The 16,119-nt window shown below is 39.0% G+C and carries 14 protein-coding genes; 4 read left to right on the plus strand and 10 right to left on the minus strand.

Annotated features, from left to right (window positions below):
• Positions 1–119 precede the first annotated feature (119 nt).
• Positions 120–275 carry an ATP-binding cassette domain-containing protein gene (locus D1953_RS21575; protein ID WP_119118875.1) on the minus strand — a complete coding sequence of 52 codons (156 nt, stop codon included), beginning with the start codon at positions 273–275 and terminating at the stop codon, positions 120–122.
• A 156-nt stretch (positions 276–431) separates the two neighbouring features.
• Between D1953_RS21575 and D1953_RS19815 the strand changes: the two genes are divergently transcribed.
• Positions 432–1,757: a S8 family peptidase gene (locus D1953_RS19815; RefSeq protein ID WP_119118876.1), complete on the plus strand. Its 1,326-nt coding sequence runs from the start codon at positions 432–434 to the stop codon at positions 1,755–1,757.
• A gap of 116 nt (positions 1,758–1,873) precedes the next feature.
• Here D1953_RS19815 and megL read toward each other — a convergent pair whose 3' ends face one another.
• Positions 1,874–3,058 carry a methionine gamma-lyase gene (gene megL, locus D1953_RS19820; RefSeq protein ID WP_119118877.1) on the minus strand — a complete coding sequence of 395 codons (1,185 nt, stop codon included), beginning with the start codon at positions 3,056–3,058 and terminating at the stop codon, positions 1,874–1,876.
• A gap of 230 nt (positions 3,059–3,288) precedes the next feature.
• On the opposite strand from megL, the gene D1953_RS19825 reads away from it, so the two are divergent.
• Both D1953_RS19825 and D1953_RS19830 read left to right on the plus strand, forming a co-directional pair.
• On the plus strand, positions 3,289–3,825 hold the full coding sequence (locus D1953_RS19825; RefSeq protein ID WP_119118878.1) for a DUF2179 domain-containing protein: 537 nt from the start codon (positions 3,289–3,291) through the stop codon (positions 3,823–3,825).
• A gap of 344 nt (positions 3,826–4,169) precedes the next feature.
• The gene (locus tag D1953_RS19830; protein ID WP_119118879.1) at positions 4,170–5,048 is read left to right on the plus strand and encodes a VanW family protein; all 879 of its coding nucleotides are present in this window, start codon (positions 4,170–4,172) and stop codon (positions 5,046–5,048) included.
• Between the two features lie 256 nt (positions 5,049–5,304).
• On the opposite strand, the gene cysI is transcribed toward D1953_RS19830, so the two are convergent.
• Both cysI and D1953_RS19840 read right to left on the minus strand, forming a co-directional pair.
• Entirely contained in the window at positions 5,305–7,023 is a 1,719-nt protein-coding gene (cysI, locus tag D1953_RS19835; RefSeq protein WP_119118880.1) for an assimilatory sulfite reductase (NADPH) hemoprotein subunit, read from the minus strand.
• A 27-nt stretch (positions 7,024–7,050) separates the two neighbouring features.
• Complete coding sequence (locus tag D1953_RS19840) at positions 7,051–8,859, minus strand: assimilatory sulfite reductase (NADPH) flavoprotein subunit (RefSeq protein ID WP_119118881.1); 1,809 nt, start codon at positions 8,857–8,859, stop codon at positions 7,051–7,053.
• A 336-nt stretch (positions 8,860–9,195) separates the two neighbouring features.
• On the opposite strand from D1953_RS19840, the gene D1953_RS19845 reads away from it, so the two are divergent.
• Positions 9,196–10,101 carry a LysR family transcriptional regulator gene (locus D1953_RS19845; RefSeq protein WP_119118882.1) on the plus strand — a complete coding sequence of 302 codons (906 nt, stop codon included), beginning with the start codon at positions 9,196–9,198 and terminating at the stop codon, positions 10,099–10,101.
• Between the two features lie 177 nt (positions 10,102–10,278).
• On the opposite strand, the gene yknW is transcribed toward D1953_RS19845, so the two are convergent.
• The 6 genes from yknW to D1953_RS19870 all read right to left on the minus strand — a co-directional run bounded on the left by yknW (position 10,279) and on the right by D1953_RS19870 (position 15,844).
• Entirely contained in the window at positions 10,279–10,953 is a 675-nt protein-coding gene (yknW, locus tag D1953_RS19850) for a YknW family membrane protein (RefSeq protein WP_119118883.1), read from the minus strand.
• 355 nt (positions 10,954–11,308) lie between these two features.
• Positions 11,309–11,479, minus strand: a complete 171-nt coding sequence (locus D1953_RS21490) for a hypothetical protein (protein ID WP_164853119.1) — start codon at positions 11,477–11,479, stop codon at positions 11,309–11,311.
• A gap of 202 nt (positions 11,480–11,681) precedes the next feature.
• Positions 11,682–11,879: an aspartyl-phosphate phosphatase Spo0E family protein gene (locus D1953_RS19855; protein ID WP_119118884.1), complete on the minus strand. Its 198-nt coding sequence runs from the start codon at positions 11,877–11,879 to the stop codon at positions 11,682–11,684.
• 375 nt (positions 11,880–12,254) lie between these two features.
• Positions 12,255–13,337: a dimethylsulfone monooxygenase SfnG gene (gene sfnG, locus D1953_RS19860; protein WP_119118885.1), complete on the minus strand. Its 1,083-nt coding sequence runs from the start codon at positions 13,335–13,337 to the stop codon at positions 12,255–12,257.
• Positions 13,338–13,527: 190 nt separating this feature from the next.
• Positions 13,528–14,652, minus strand: a complete 1,125-nt coding sequence (gene ssuD / locus D1953_RS19865; RefSeq protein WP_119118886.1) for an FMNH2-dependent alkanesulfonate monooxygenase — start codon at positions 14,650–14,652, stop codon at positions 13,528–13,530.
• 13 nt (positions 14,653–14,665) lie between these two features.
• The gene (locus D1953_RS19870) at positions 14,666–15,844 is read right to left on the minus strand and encodes an acyl-CoA dehydrogenase family protein (RefSeq protein WP_119118887.1); all 1,179 of its coding nucleotides are present in this window, start codon (positions 15,842–15,844) and stop codon (positions 14,666–14,668) included.
• Between the last annotated feature and the right edge of the window lie 275 nt (positions 15,845–16,119).

Below are 16,119 nucleotides of genomic sequence, written 5' to 3' on the forward strand. Positions count from 1 at the left end.
GACAGAAAAACCCATTTAGAAACAAATTCTTCTAATAACTACTATTTTTACCGAAATAAATAATGTTATGTACGACCTCTCCCTGGCATTGATTGGATTAAAAATAGAGAGTTTCAAATTCATCTTGTTTTTGTATCCAAAGCAGCAAATGGCCCATCTATTAGTAATACAGTGGGATTATTTACAAGTGCTTTAGCAATGAATACACGTTGTTGCATCCCACCTGACAGTTGGTATGAATCATGTTGTCCCGATCCATAGATTTTTAAAAATATTCGTTGATTAAAAACTGTAGGCCTTACTAGACTTGATTAAACTATTGCTAGGAGTATAGAGCGTATAATTGTTTTTTTACGTTATAAATACCGTTACCAAAAATCGATTCCAACCATAATCTAATGATGAATCTATTTTTTTACAGGAGTGATAGAATGTTTGATTATTCAGTGATTCAATTTATACAAACTTATGCTCATCAGCTGGACAAGCCACTTCAAATAGAGATTCTGAATCTTTATAAACGTTTTAAACGAGCTCCCGAATTTCTACAACATCGGCTGGGACCTTTATTCATGCATACTGTGAAATTATCTGTCATTGTGGAATTTGAAGATATGGAATGTCAAAAGCAAAGTGTACAGCAGTTACAACACTCCTTAACAACAAATGCTCACTGTCAATTCAAAAATCAATTTTCTTCTGTACCTTGTTGTAGTGTAGACGTCACACTTGCTGCTTTAGCAGATTTGTTTAAAAGCCATTCGACAGTTCGAAAAGTTCATTTAAACAGACAAGTACAAGCCCTCCTCGATCATGCCATTCCTTCCGTTCAAGCAGATCATGTTGTCCGAAATAATAACCAATTAACCGGACAAGGAATCACAATCGCTGTTATCGACACAGGAGTTTATCCACATTCGGACCTTGAGGGAAGAATCGTTCATTTTGTAGACTTTATCAATCGACGATCTGCTCCTTATGATGATAATGGCCATGGAACGCATTGCGCTGGTGCCGCTGCTGGAAACGGAGCTGCTTCAGGCGGAACGTATAAAGGAGCAGCTCCAAAAGCTAATATTATTGGTGTTAAAGCACTAGATCGTTTAGGGGCAGGTTCGCTTGAAACAGTCATGCAAGGGGTTGAATGGTGTATAGAATATAACCGTAATCACCCAAATAATCCAATCCACGTTATTAGCTTGTCTTTAGGAAGTCCTCCTCAGCGATTTAAAGAGGAAAATGCTGACCCAATGGTACAGGTAGTGGAAAGAGCTTGGCAAAGTGGCATCGTCGTATGTGCAGCAGCAGGTAACTCCGGTCCTAGGGATAGAACCATTACAAGCCCAGGAATTAGCAATGAAATCATTACAGTAGGTGCCCTCGATGATCGAAATACGCAGCATACACGACAAGATGATGTGGCTGCTGATTTTTCTAGTAGAGGACCAACTCCTTACGGTGAAACGAAGCCAGATTTATTAGCTCCAGGAGTCAACATCATCTCCCTTCGTGCCCCAAATTCCTATTTAGATAGATCACAAAGTTCCCGCCGAGTCCACCCCAGCTATTTCTCCCTTTCCGGTACGTCCATGGCTACGCCCATTTGTGCAGGGATTGTTGCCTTAATGCTTGAACATCATCCACACCTAGCTCCCAATGAAGTCAAAGAAAAGTTAAAAAACGGGACCGTTCAATGGAAAGACATCAACTCCAATCTTTATGGCTCCGGTTATATAAATGCTGAAAACTCCATTTAAAGAAAATTTGATAACTATATCAAAACGATACGCCCTAGAATAAGGCCTAAATAAAAAATCAGTACCCCGTCATAAAATGAGGTACTGATTTTTTTGATTAGGTTCCACCCTTAATTTTACAAGCTATCCAATGCTTGATTTAAGTCTTCCCAAAGGTCTTTCCAGTTTTCCAAGCCGACCGAAAGGCGAATAAGCTGGTCAGTGATTCCCATTTCCTCTCGCTTTTTAGAAGGCACACTGGAATGTGTCATCGTAGCTGGGTGCTGAATCAGTGTTTCAGCATCCCCAAGGCTGACGGCAATCTTAATGAGCTTTAGAGCATTTAATAGCTTTTGGGCATCCTTTTTTGTTCCTTTAATTTCAAATGAAATAATCCCTCCACCTTGCCTCATCTGCTTCTTCATAATCTCGTAATCCGGATGGTCTTGATCACCCGGATAGAAAACCTGTGCTACACTTGGGTGTTTCTTCAATTTATCAAATAGCTTCTCTGCGTTTTCCGAATGACGGTCCATTCTAACAGGAAGTGTCTTTAGGCCTCGAAGCAGCAGCCAAGCATCAAAAGGCGAGATAATTCCACCAATGTCTTTTTGAGTTGTCCTCGCTACCTTATTAATAAATTCTTTTGAGCCGACAACAAGCCCTGCAACTACGTCACCGTGCCCACAAATATACTTTGTCGCACTGTGTAAAACAACATCACAGTCTAAGACAAGCGGCTGCTGGAGGTAAGGAGATGAAAAAGTATTGTCCACGACAACGGCAATCCCATATTTTTTCGCCACTTTAACAACCATCGCAAGATCTACGATTTTCATTGTCGGATTAATCGGTGTTTCTACATAGATACAGACAGTTTCCGGACGAATTATGGCTTCTACCTGTTCCTCGGTTCGCAGCTCAGAGAAATCATGAGTAATATTGTATTTCTCCTCCATTAAACGTAAAAGTCCGAATGTACAGCCATACAAACCTTGTGAGCAGATAATATGGTCATTTGCTTTCGTGAGTGCAAGCAACACAGCAGACACAGCAGCCATCCCCGAGCCAAATGCTAGACCTGCTTCGCCTCGCTCAAGCATGGCAATCCGATCTTCGAGTATTTTCACGGTTGGGTTGCCGAGCCTGGAATAGATATATCCCTCTTCCTCACCGGAGAACCGTCGCTCTCCTTGTTCAGCATGATCAAAAACAAATGTGGATGTTTGAAAAATCGGCGCAGCCAGACTCCCCATATATTGCTTCGGATCGTACCCCTCATGAATCACTGCAGTTTCAATATGCTTATACAACTTATCCATCATATCTCCCCCTCCACCTACTTTTACTGTATGTTGAAGTAGCCCAAGATGGTAAAGCACATATGATTTAATTATTTTTTACTCTTTGAATCAGCGTTGCAATAAACATATCCACAGAATTATCAACAATTTATCCACATTCAATTATGTCACTGTGACTTTTACTACAAATGCAGCTTTTAGGTTAAGTTATATAGAAAGAATGTAGATTAAAATAACGAGGTGTTACCTTGAAAGAGATTTTGCTTATTTTATTGTTACAACTGGTATATGTTCCACTCTTTACACTAAGGACTATTTTTCTCGTCAAAAATATCACAGCTCTTGCAGCAATATTAGGTATTGTAGAGATGTTGATTTATGTCTTCGGACTATCACTTGTTTTTAGCGGGGATCAAAGCTTTGCGGCTATGGTGGTCTATGCTCTAGGTTTTGGAATTGGCATTATATTTGGAACAAAAATTGAGAAGAAGTTGGCAATTGGTTATATTATTGTCACCGTAAATACCCAAACGAAAAATAGTGAATTAGTTGATACATTAAGGGGAAGCGGTTTTGGAGTTACTCTTTATACCGGGGAAGGAAGAGACAGCAGCCGGCATCGAATGGAGATTTTAACTAAACGAAATCGTGAAGAAGAACTACTAGCAATTATTGAAAAGTTTGAACCGAAAGCCTTCATTATTTCTTATGAACCCCGACAATTCAAAGGTGGCTTTTTACTAGAACGGATGAAGAAAAATGCCCGAAAGAATTCGTCTTTCTAAAAAAGCGCAGGCTCATCGAAGAGCTTGCGCTAGAAACCGAAATATGTGGGAAATTTTACACCCCCTTCCTACATTTCAAAAAAAGAGAACCTTAATATAAGAACTTCCTCCTTCTTACATAAAGGTTACTTCTGGATAAATCATCAATAGTCCTCCGACAAGTTCAAGAATTCTCTCCAACCAGTTAAGCTAAATATTATTAGTCATTACACTTGTTAACCCATTCAAAGATTCTTTAAAAGAAAGGGATAGCATTGCTCCCTTTATCCAAACTAAATAAAAGACGAAGTCAGCGTCTTTAGACTGATTTACGACACTTACATTTATATTGTGAGGTGATATCAATGAAATTTGCATGGCTTACAGCAATCTTACTATTCATTCAACCAGCACATCCTTCAAACGATTTATTAATTACCCATCAAGGACAAACAATTGCTCATGTCTCCCGTTCAGATTTTACGACTGCTTTACCGGATACACCAATGGTAGACAGAGATAAATACAACCAACTGATTGAAGAAATAGACAAACAAGTATATAAGGCGCCTGTAGAATCCAAGATTGACAATGCAGGAAACATTATCCCAGGGAAACCAGGTTATAAATTATACAAAAAAATATTTGAGGAGAAATTTTATACCTCTTTTTTCAGTAGTGGACCAGCCAATATAGAGGTGCCTTTGCTCCCTATTCATCCAAGAGTAGACAGCGAGCTGCTTGCTAACATTCGTGTAAAAAAAATTGGTCAATACGTGACTTACTTTAACAGCGCGAATAAAAATCGTACACAAAATATCTCACTGGCTACAGAAGCTATTAATAATCATGTCGTTTTCCCTGGAGAGATATTTTCATTTAACAAAGTCGTTGGTAAACGAACCGCAGAAAGAGGCTATTTATCGGCTCGCGTTATCGTCAAAGGAGAGTTTTCAGAAGGGATTGGAGGGGGGATTTGTCAAGTATCCTCCACTTTGTTTAATGCTATTGACCGCACAGGGATGCAGATTATGGAGCGTTATTCTCATAGTAGACGTGTTCCTTATGTTCCACCTGGTCGCGATGCTACAGTCAGTTGGTATGGTCCTGATTTTAGCTTTAAAAATAATTATAACCAACCGATTTTAATCCGAGCTATAAGATACGGAGGTCAAGTAATCATTACGATTTATTCCTCAGATGACATTAATTATAAGGCAAGAAACATTCCTCAAGCTTCCTAACAATTATCTAAAGAAGTAGGCTGTTCGAGTGTTAATACTTGTGAATAGCTATCATAAGAAGCAACTTTGGCGGATAAGCCGTTCAAAGATGATTAAATTGGGCAAGAGAAGTTATCCATAAACTCCCCTTGCCCAAAAGTACTCACCCTTCTATCCACAAACTTATACACACATTATCCACAACTTTTTATGTCACTGTGACTTTTCGGTAAAAAAAGAGACAGGAATCATTCCCTGCCTCTCGTACATCTCTTCATTAATCGTGGAAATTCGTACCATCTGTCGTTGCTTTAATAATACCTGCGCGAATAACAAAGTCACCGAAGTGCTCTCCTTCTTGACGCTCTTTCGCATAACGAGGAAGGAGCACGCGTAGTTCATTTAAAATTTCTTCTTCACCAATGTTTTCGCGATACATTTTACTTAAACGGCTACCATCAAAAGCTGCACCAAGATACATATTGTATTTGCCTGGTGCTTTACCGATAAAGCCGATTTCACCTAGAGCATGACGTGCACATCCGTTCGGGCATCCTGTCATACGAATCGTGATTTCTTCATCGCGAAGACCATTTTCATCCACGATTTCTTCAATCTTATCAATCAATCTTGGTAAATAACGCTCCGCTTCCGCCATCGCTAAACCGCATGTTGGTAAAGCCACACAAGCTATAGAGCTGCGGCGTAATGCTGAATAGTGTTTTCCGTCTGTTAATCCGTATTTTTCAACTAATTCGTTGATTTGCTTCTTTTTCTGACTGGATACATTTCCAATGATTAAGTTTTGATTACTTGTTAAACGGAAATCCCCTTTATGAATCTTAGCAATTTCACGTAAACCAGTTTTTAACTTGTAATCATCAAAATCGGCAATACGGCCACCTTCAATGAACAATGTTAAATGCCATTTTCCTTGGATACCTTTCACCCAGCCATAACGATCGCCATTACGTTCAAAATGATAAGGCTTCGCTTCATCCAAGCTCCAGCCAAGACGGTGCTCTAGCTCATCTTTGACTGTTTGTAGACCAAGGCGGTCCACTGTATACTTGAAGCGAGCATTTTTACGAACAGAACGGTTTCCGTAATCACGCTGAATCGTAATCACTTTCTCTGCTACATCGTAAAGTTGATCTGGCTTACAGAAACCAATTACTTTAGAAAGCTGTGGATATGTTGCTTTATCACCATGAGTCATACCCATACCGCCGCCGATTGCTACGTTAAAGCCGACAAGCTTTCCATCTTCAACAATAGCAATGAAGCCAAGATCCTGTGAAAAGACATCTACGTCATTGGATGGAGGAACGGCAATCCCGATTTTAAACTTTCTCGGCAAGTAAAGCGGTCCGTACATTGGCTCGACTTCTTCTACTTCCGGTGTGCCAGCTACTTTTTCTTCATCAAGCCAAATTTCATGATAAGCTCTTGTCCGCGGCAATAAATCATCACTCAATTTTTTAGACCATTCATATACTTCTGCATGGATTTCAGATTGATATGGATTTGAAGCACACATCACGTTTCGGTTCACATCGCCGCATGCTGCAATTGTATCTAAAAGAGCCGCATTGATTTCCTGAATTGTTTTCTTCATATTCCATTTTAAAATTCCATGCATTTGGAATGTTTCTCGTGTAGTCAATTTCAACGTGCCGTTACCGTATTTATCGGCAAGCTCATCCATAACAAGCCATTGAGCCGGTGTAGACACACCACCTGCCATACGAACACGCAGCATGAATTGATACGCTGGTTCAAGTTTTTGCTTTTGACGCTCATTACGAAGATCACGATCATCCTGTAAGTAACTGCCATGGTGTTTCATCAAGCGGTTATCATCTTCAGGAATTCCGGCGCTAAGTCGATCCAACATTTGTTCTTTCAGTGTACCGCGCAAATAGTTACTTCTCTCTTTAATGCCTTCTACATCACTTGGCGGTCCCTCGGGCGCTTTTAAAATTTGGTTCACCATCTAGAAAAAACTCCTTTCAATAAACAATCAATATACATCGCGTTGATAACGTTTTTGTTGTTGCATATCCGTTAAATATTGTACAGCTTCTTCACGGCTCATGCCGCCTTCTTTTTCAATAATCTCAAGTAAAGTGTTATGGACATCGTGTGCCATGTTTTTCTCATCTCCGCAAATGTAAACAACTGCTCCTTCTTGAAGCCATTCAAACACTTCTTTACTATGTTCAAGCAGGCGGTGCTGTACATACACTTTTTCATCCGTATCACGCGAAAACGCAACATCCATTTTTGTCAATACACCATCTTGCAGCCATTTTTGCCATTCTGTTTGGTAAAGGAAATCTGTTACGAAATGCTGATCTCCGAAGAACATCCATGATTTCCCCTCAGCACCAATCTCTTCACGCTCCTGCATAAAGGATCTAAACGGTGCAACACCTGTTCCTGGTCCAATCATAATAACTGGCGTATCTGGGTTTGCTGGTAGCTTAAAGTTTTGATTATGCTGAACATAGATTGGCAGAGTATCTCCTGGTTGCAAACGTTCTGCACATAAAATTGAGCAAACACCATTTCGTTCACGTCCATGTGCCTCGTAACGAACCGCACCAATCGTTAAGTGCACTTCATCTGGATTCGCAGCTAAGCTGCTCGAAATAGAATACAGACGAGCTGGAATTTTTCGAAGAATCGAGATAAATTTCTGTGCAGGTATACCTGATAGACTAAAATCTCGAATAACATCAAGTAAATCGCGTCCTTCAAGATACGCTTTTACTTTTTCTTCATTTCCTGGTGATACAAGCTCAAGTAACTCTTCACTTGCTGAAATCTCGGCTACCTGCCCAAGAAGCGGTTTTGTTAGAACAGTAATTTCAAAGTAAGAAGTAAGTGCATCTTTAAGCGAACGGACCTCTCCTTGTTTATTAACCGTTACTTTTTCTTCCGGATCCCATTTCATTTCCCCAATAAGTGCTTCTACAAGAGCTGGATCATTTTCCGGATACACACCAAGGGTATCTCCCGGTTCAAATGTAAGCCCAGATCCTTCAAGTGATAATTCAAGATGACGTGTTTCTTTATTCGAGCCACGGCCATTTAAATTAATATTTTCAAGTACTTCCGCTTTGAACGGATTTGTTCGAGAGTAGACCGATTCACCTGTTGGAGCTGCTGCTGCCTCAACAGGAGCAGCACTTCCGCCTTGCGCTTCACTTAGGCTGACCAAAACTCCCTCAAGCCATTCCGCTGCCGGCTCATCGTAGTCAAGATCGCAATCAAAACGTGGGTAAAGTCGTGTACCACCAAGCTCCGCTAAGCGTTGATCAAAATCTTTTCCTGTTTGACAAAATAATTCATAAGAACTATCTCCAAGAGCCAAAACAGAAAAGTTAAGATTGTCGAGCTTTGGAGCACGTTTACTATATAAAAATTCATGGAAAGAGATCGCGTTATCTGGCGGTTCTCCTTCTCCATGTGTACTTGCGACAATTAGAAGATTTTGAATCTTCTTCAAGTTATTCGGCTTAAAATCACTCATCGCTGAGACAGTTACTTGGAAGCCGCTCTCTGTAAGTGTCTTGCCCGCATTTTTCGCAAGTCCCTGCGCGTTTCCACTTTGCGAACCATAAAGAATGGTCACTTCTTTAGAAATTGCCGGAGCGGCACTTTGAGCTTTGGCCTCTTCTACCGGTGCTGCAACTGTTCCTGGAACAGAAGCAGCCATATAACCGCTCAACCAATTTTTTTGTGTTTCTGTCAAAGTTGGCAGAAGACGGTTAAGGAGCTCCGCCTGCTCCTGATTAAACGGACTGTTCATTACCTGAATTTGCAACGATATCCACCTCACAAAAGAATATATGCTTTTAGTACGTTGTTTACTGACTAGTTTTAACAAAATTCGACATTAACCTTCCAGTAAAAAATACTTACTATCATTTCCTTAATATACCAACATAATCTTTATAGGATAAGTCGGTTTTAGTGTTATATAAATCATTATAGCATTCTTATATAACGTTTCCTAATTAATTTTTTCTTTCAGTTGCCCTCCCAGCTAAAACGCTTCCTAAAAAAATCCTAATTGAAGTTTACAGCAAGATAAGGGATTAGTAAAATATATATAAATTATTGTAACTATTAAGATTATTAATAATAAGGTGGGTTTCTTGTGTATTATGATGCATTAAAAACATTTGTAACTCTTGTAGAAGTTAAAAATTTCACCAAAACAGCTGAAACCCTTCGCATGTCGCAACCAAGTGTCAGCTTACACATTAAAAATCTTGAAAAAGAATTTCAAACTAAATTATTTCTACGTTCTCCGAAATTGTTAAAAATCACCCCAACTGGTGAAATTTTATACGATCGTGCTAAGCAAATCATCACAATTTACGAGCAGACTAAGCAAGACATTCTTGAACAGCATAACTCCATCAAAGGAGAATTAAAAATAGGAGCCAGTTTTACAATCGGTGAATATATATTGCCTTCCTTACTTTTTGACCTTCAAAAAAGTTATCCTGAGCTTGAACTTCATGTTGTTATTGGAAATACAAGAGAAATCATTCAATTTGTTCGCTTGTATCAAGTAGATATTGGTTTGATTGAGGGCCAAACGAATGAAAAGGAGCTTTCCGTACACGCTTTTATGCAAGATGAACTCTTTATTGTTTCCTCTAACAATCATAAGCTCGCTTGTAAAGACGAAGTTACAGTAGCTGATCTTCAAAATCAAGCATGGATAACAAGAGAAGTTGGGTCAGGGACACGTGAATATCTGAACCATGTCATTCGTTCAAATGGGTTGAAAGTTAAATCACTCCTTACAATAAGCAGCAATCAGGGAATTAAAGAAACGCTTATGAATGGCATGGGCCTCTCTCTCTTATCCCATAGTGTCATTGAAAAAGACGTACAACATAGGAATCTCTCTATTATTCAATTGAAAAATCAATCCTTCACTAGAACGCTTTCCTATGTGTATTCTCCTATCATGCAAGATAAAAAAAATGTTAGGTTATTTATCAATGCTTTAAATAATAAATGGCCTTATAAAGCCCAATCAACAAAATAAATTTAAACAGCATTATTAATCATATGATTTTGAACTCATTTTAGCCAAAACCAACAACGTCATATAATCAATAACGCCTTATGAAAAGCAGCCAATGAACATCATTAGCTGCTTTTCTCTTTCAATGGACTATTCGAATGTCTTCTTTCCTAAATGAAGTACCCTTTTAATCTATAACTACATTCCGCCCAGTCCAGCAAGCATACCGCTGATAACCGCCAGTCCAATTTGAAAAAGGAAAAACATAATGGCAACCGTCCGAGAAAGCCATTTAGATAAATGAGCTACCTTGTTCAAACCAATTCCAGTCAAAATAAGACTCCAAATCGTAAACACTTCGATAGCTCCTAATACGTAGGACTCTGAATTAAGCAGCCCTGCCAAACTCGTTATGTAAATTTCAGGATTTCCCCCTATAAGAAAACGAACAATTCCATTAAGTAATACACCAATAGCCGCTATAAAACAAATATATGTATTCATCGAAAAAAGCTGTTTAAACGTAACATCCGATTGAGCAATCTTCGCAATAATTAAGATAATTACACTATTAATTAAAGAAGAGATAATAGGTGTAAATAGTCCAATTACAATACCTACTACAATCGTAAAAATCTTCATTAATGCTTGTCCTTCTGCTGGTATATCCTCACCAATAAGACTAGCTGTGTCCATCGCCATCATCGTCAAAGCGGTTCCAACTGTAAACATCGCTGTTATAATCAGCATAGCCAGCCAAATTTTTGGATATTGCCTGATTCTCCCCAATTGCTCTCCGGGGCTTCCAATCATTCCAAATAAGGAGGGCTTCAACTGTGCCCCCTTATTCACATTTTCCAATCTCTCCTCCATATCGAACACTCCTTTATTAACTAGCTTCCTAATTTTATACGAATCTGGCATAAAAAGGTTTCGTCTTTTTGCTCTTATTGTGTCAATCCTTAGTATTCATAACAGAAGAGGTTCGCTCAAAAAGTCCATTCATCATGTCCTCTTAGAGTGAACCTCTTCTTTGAATTCCCTATATGAAGTGAAACTTCCATCAGTAGAAATTTACCTTCATCCCCACCGATGGTTAATCACTTTCCACGGGCAGTTGTCACCTAACTATCTTCTTTGTTTCCTCATAGGCTTGAGGTGGCAGGCTTACCGTCCGTGAAGTGCGGGATAAAATCACATGCAAAATCCTTCAACTTCATAACGAGGACTATATTGAGTTCCCTCTCCCTTCTCTACCTTGTTTAGAGTTACGATTTGCCCCTTTCATTGGATCTTCTCCAGCAGCAAATTCAACCGTATAGTCCGCTTCCTCAATGTTTTTCTTCGGTGTTTTACTATATTTCTCTACAGCGTTTCTTTCAGCTTTTCGCTTAACCATCTAATCAATCCCCTTTCTGATGTAATGAATACATCAATAGTTTCTCCACTCCGTCCTAGAATATGAATCATTTCTCAATTCATACAAGAGGTGATATTTATACATATATAGGCTTGCCATAAAAAAACCCTTCCTTGTCAAAACTCAAAGGAAGAGTAAAATGATAAAACCATCAAGTATCTAAAAAAATTAAGTTCTCTAACTAACCTTTATCAATGTAAAAAAATAATTGCTCCCTATTATTAGGTTTGTATAAATCATTCAATAAATTATCTAATCTATGACTGAGTTCTATTGTATCAGGGTGTGTTAAGCCAAATCCTAGTCCAGTTAGTACCATATTTTTTCTTGTTACTTCAATCTCTTCTATTAGTTCTCTATTTGATAATTCCCCAATCATAGTACACCCCGCCCTTATAAATTATATAAACCATTACTTTATGTAAAGTTGATTATTTTTACCATTTTTAAACATTATATACGAAAAACAAAGTAATTTGAAAGAATTTCTATATAAACGATAGTAAAAATTCCAAATATTTAGAAAACAAGGATGGTTTTCAGTGATAGAAAGACTATACTCCATTTTGATTGAACGATAGCTATTCGTTAAAGCACCTAATTACACAACAAAAAACCCTGCATATTTAATACAGGGTTTTTGCTCAAAACTCTATTCACGCTGCAACGATTATTTATAGTACTTCCACAGCCAAATTCTAACCGAGTGACTAACCATCAGTAAAGAATGGGAAAAACCTTTACTACTAGAAGTTTAGTTTACCTCTAGCAAACTACTAATTCTTTTTTCTTTTTCTCTGACAAGAGGAATGACCTTTTCCCCAAATGCTCTTAGGTCTTCTTCATAGTGAAGAAACCCTGTAAGTACAATGTCAACGCCAATTTTTTTCAATTCAAGGATACGGTCGGCCACTTGTTCAGCCGTTCCAATAAGTCCTGTTTTAAAACCATCATTATATTGTACAAGATCTTCAAAAGTGGATTCCGCCCACATGCCTTTTCCTTCAGGCGAGGCTGCGCCTGCGGTTTGAACAGAGCTTCTGAATCCTTCAACTGCTTCTTTATCCGCATTTTCCACAATATCGCGTAATACCTGTCTTGCCTCTTCTTCTGAATCACGGACAATGACGAAACCATTAACTCCAAACTGGATGTCACCTTTACCGCTAGCCTTTCTCAATGCTCTTACTTCATCAATTTGCTCCTTAATTTTTTCAAGGGAGCCTCCGTTCATGAAATATACGTCAGAAACGCGTCCAGCCATTTCCTTGGCTGCTCTGGAATTCCCTCCTTGAAAGATTTTTGGAGGATTAATAGGTTTAGGCTTTAATGGCGCATCGTTTAATCGGTAAAAATCTCCTCGATAATTCGCCTTTTCTTTTGTCCACATTTCTTGAAGAACTTCGATAAATTCTTCAGAACGGCGATAGCGTTCATCGTGATCCAACCACGGTTCTCCGTATCCATGGAATTCACCTTTAAACCAGCCGCTGACAATATTAATAGCAGCACGACCATTGCTAATATGATCAATTGTTGAGATAATTTTCGCCATAACCCCTGGATGCCATAGACCTGGTAGAACAGCTGTAATAATGTTCAATTTTTCTGTTGAAGCGGCAAGTGCAGAAGCAAGCGCAGAAGCCTCTAATTGATTTTCAGCACCATAGCTTGCGAAAAACCTTGTTTGCAATAATACATAATCGAAGCCAATTTCTTCGGCAATTTGAGCGTAGCGTTTATTATCTTCAAATGACCAGCCTGTTTTTTGCGGTAATTGAGAGACGACTAGACCTCCACTAACGTTTGGTGCCCAATACGCAAATTGTAAACTCATAATAGTTCCTCCTTCATATTTAGAATAAAAAAGAGACTCACATCAGAATCCTTAACAAAAGGAATCAATATGAGCCTCTGGTCGTCCAGTAAGCAATATTAAATAAAAATACGGATATCTAAAATTTGAACTTATATACTAAGTCAAAAACCTCTAGCTTTTAGCAGGCTAATTCTATTTCATAGGCCTGTTATTTAACAACGGCTGGTTTAATATCCCCACCGAACGGACTAAGGAATGTTCGTTGGTTCGACGTATCCTTTCTTTCTATTGGAAGTTTAGGGAATAATAATTCGGCTGTTGTATAGGCTTCTTCTAAATGTGGATAACCGGATAGAATAAACGTTTCGATGCCTAAAGCAGCGTATTCTTTTATACGTGCAGCAACCGTATCAGGATCTCCTACAAGTGCTGTACCTGCACCTGTTCGCACCAATCCTACTCCGGCCCATAGATTTGGACTCACTTCTAGTCGAGCACGGTCCCCTTCATGCAGGCTCGTCATTAAGCGTTGACCTTCTGAATCCATACGCTTAAATACTTTTTGCGCTTGTGCAATGGTTTCGTCATCCACATGTTCAATGAGCTTATTAGCTGCTTCCCATGCTTCCTCTTCTGTTGGACGTACAATAACGTGTAGTCGTATGCCAAATTTTAATGTTCTTCCTTGCGCTGCTGCGAGCTCACGCATTTTATTAATTTTTTGCTCCACTTTAGCTGGCGGTTCACCCCATGTTAAATAGACATCGACATGCTCTGCAGCCACATCCATTGCAACGGGTGAAGAGCCTCCGAAGTATAATGGTGGATATGGTTTTTGAACCGCAGGGTATGGTAATTGTCCCCCTTCGATTTGTAAATACTCTCCTGTTAAATTGACTTCTTCTTCTGTAAATAATTGACGCCAAATTTTTAAAAACTCATCTGTTAACTCATAGCGTTTGTCGTGATCTAAAAATACACCTTCTCCTGCAAGTTCTACTGGGTCCCCCCCAGCAACCACATTAATTAATAATCGACCATCAGAAAATCGATCTAATGTTGCAGACATACGTGCTGCAAAGCTTGGTGACATTAAACCTGGGCGTACCGCTACTAGATACTTTAGGTTTTTTGTTACAGGTGCAAGTGTCGAGGCAACAATAAATCCTTCTTCACACGTTTTTCCTGTTGGAATTAAAACACCTGTATATCCTAAATCATCCACTGCTTGTGCAATTTGCTTACAATAGTTATATGTTGCAGGACGTGAACCTTCACTATTATTTAATTGACGAAAATCACCATTCGTCGGGATAAACCAAAAGATTTCCATTAATAATTCCTCCTCATGAATATGCCGAAATTTCTGGGTATTGATTATTCAAAGTATACTGACCAAGATCACGAATTTTATAGTCAATTGGATCATGTAATGTATGCGTACGTACATTACGCCAGTATCGATCAAAATTATATTGAGCTGAAGTTGCCCGAGCCCCCATCATTTGGAATACCCGGCTTGTCACATCAAGTGCCGTTTGTACGACTTGCACCTTCGCAGTGGCAATAGCGATACTACATTCCCCACGCTGTTCTTCGGTAATACTTGTTTTTAACGCCCATGTATTGTCTAATAACTCATTAGAAATATGTACAAGAGCATCCGCAGCCTTCAATTTAACAAATAAGTCACCGTAGTGATAAATGTTATAAGGGTCATTTATTGCTGCATCGACATGAGATGTCACCCACGGACGCGTCTTTGTTTTTGTATAGTCTTTGGCAACTTCAAACGCTCCTTCAGCTGTCCCTAGTAAAACATGAATTAAAATAGACTGAGCAATATGCGTACGTACTGTGGCAAATAAGTTGCTATCAGTTGCTTCGTAGGCATCCAATACTTCTGCGTCATGTACAATTACCTGTTCAAATGTCACAGAGCCACTATCTGTCTGACGTTGTCCAAAGCTATCCCAGTCATGCCCCAACAAAACACCTCCTCGATTTGTTGGAATGACAGCAACTAAGACACCAGAACCATCATCCTTTTGAGCAGAGATGAGTAGCCTATCTGAATCTACTGCACCAGAGCAAAAGCTTTTTTTACCATTAATGACCCATCCGTTATCTCCCTTTGTAGCAGTTACATGAGTATCAAGGGGATTAAACGCATTCCCCCAGAAATAATTGTTTTCTACTGTTTCCTTTGTAAAATAATCAACTTGTTCTGGTGTACCATATAACTCAACGGAAGCAAGACATAAAAAATGATAACCAAATAAATGAGCTACCGAGCTATCTACTTTAGCCATTTCACGTGTAATATGTAAAACCCTTTTCCAATTCTCCCCGTAACCGCCGTATTGTTCAGGTGCTGTTAAACGGAGTAACCCACTGTGCCGAATGAGATCACGCTCCTCTTTTGCAGTACCGCCACGCTTATCTCGTTCGCTTGCTGTTTTTGCAAATTCCTCTGTTAATGATTTCACTATATCTTGTAGTTTTTGTGCTTTTTCAACTAGCATGGAAAAGCCCTCCTCTTATGCAAAAGCCCTCGCAATTTCATATCGATGGGACCTTCGGTTATCCAATCGGCCATATAATACACATTATATACATACGTTAACTATGAATTGATGCTATATTATTTTCTGATTTTCTTGTAACACCTCATTTGCTTGACACCAAAAATCCTCTAGTTTTCTTGTCAAACCGCCCGGCCCAAATTTTATTTTTGCTTCATCCGTACAACTAAAAATCATAAATCGTAACATCACTTTTCTTCTATTCAAAATATTAG

This window comes from Peribacillus asahii (genome assembly GCF_003570725.1).
Classification (GTDB): domain Bacteria; phylum Bacillota; class Bacilli; order Bacillales; family DSM-1321; genus Peribacillus; species Peribacillus asahii.

Excerpts from the sequence above, each read along its gene's own strand:
- D1953_RS19815 (WP_119118876.1), top strand. The coding sequence starts at position 432 with ATGTTTGATTATTCAGTGATTCAATTTATACAAACTTATGCTCATCAG.
- megL (WP_119118877.1), bottom strand. The coding sequence starts at position 3,058 with ATGGATAAGTTGTATAAGCATATTGAAACTGCAGTGATTCATGAGGGG.
- D1953_RS19830 (WP_119118879.1), top strand. The coding sequence starts at position 4,170 with ATGAAATTTGCATGGCTTACAGCAATCTTACTATTCATTCAACCAGCA.
- cysI (WP_119118880.1), bottom strand. The coding sequence starts at position 7,023 with ATGGTGAACCAAATTTTAAAAGCGCCCGAGGGACCGCCAAGTGATGTA.
- yknW (WP_119118883.1), bottom strand. The coding sequence starts at position 10,953 with ATGGAGGAGAGATTGGAAAATGTGAATAAGGGGGCACAGTTGAAGCCC.
- D1953_RS21490 (WP_164853119.1), bottom strand. The coding sequence starts at position 11,479 with ATGGTTAAGCGAAAAGCTGAAAGAAACGCTGTAGAGAAATATAGTAAA.
- D1953_RS19855 (WP_119118884.1), bottom strand. The coding sequence starts at position 11,879 with ATGATTGGGGAATTATCAAATAGAGAACTAATAGAAGAGATTGAAGTA.
- sfnG (WP_119118885.1), bottom strand. The coding sequence starts at position 13,337 with ATGAGTTTACAATTTGCGTATTGGGCACCAAACGTTAGTGGAGGTCTA.
- ssuD (WP_119118886.1), bottom strand. The coding sequence starts at position 14,652 with ATGGAAATCTTTTGGTTTATCCCGACGAATGGTGATTTTCGTCAATTA.
- D1953_RS19870 (WP_119118887.1), bottom strand. The coding sequence starts at position 15,844 with ATGCTAGTTGAAAAAGCACAAAAACTACAAGATATAGTGAAATCATTA.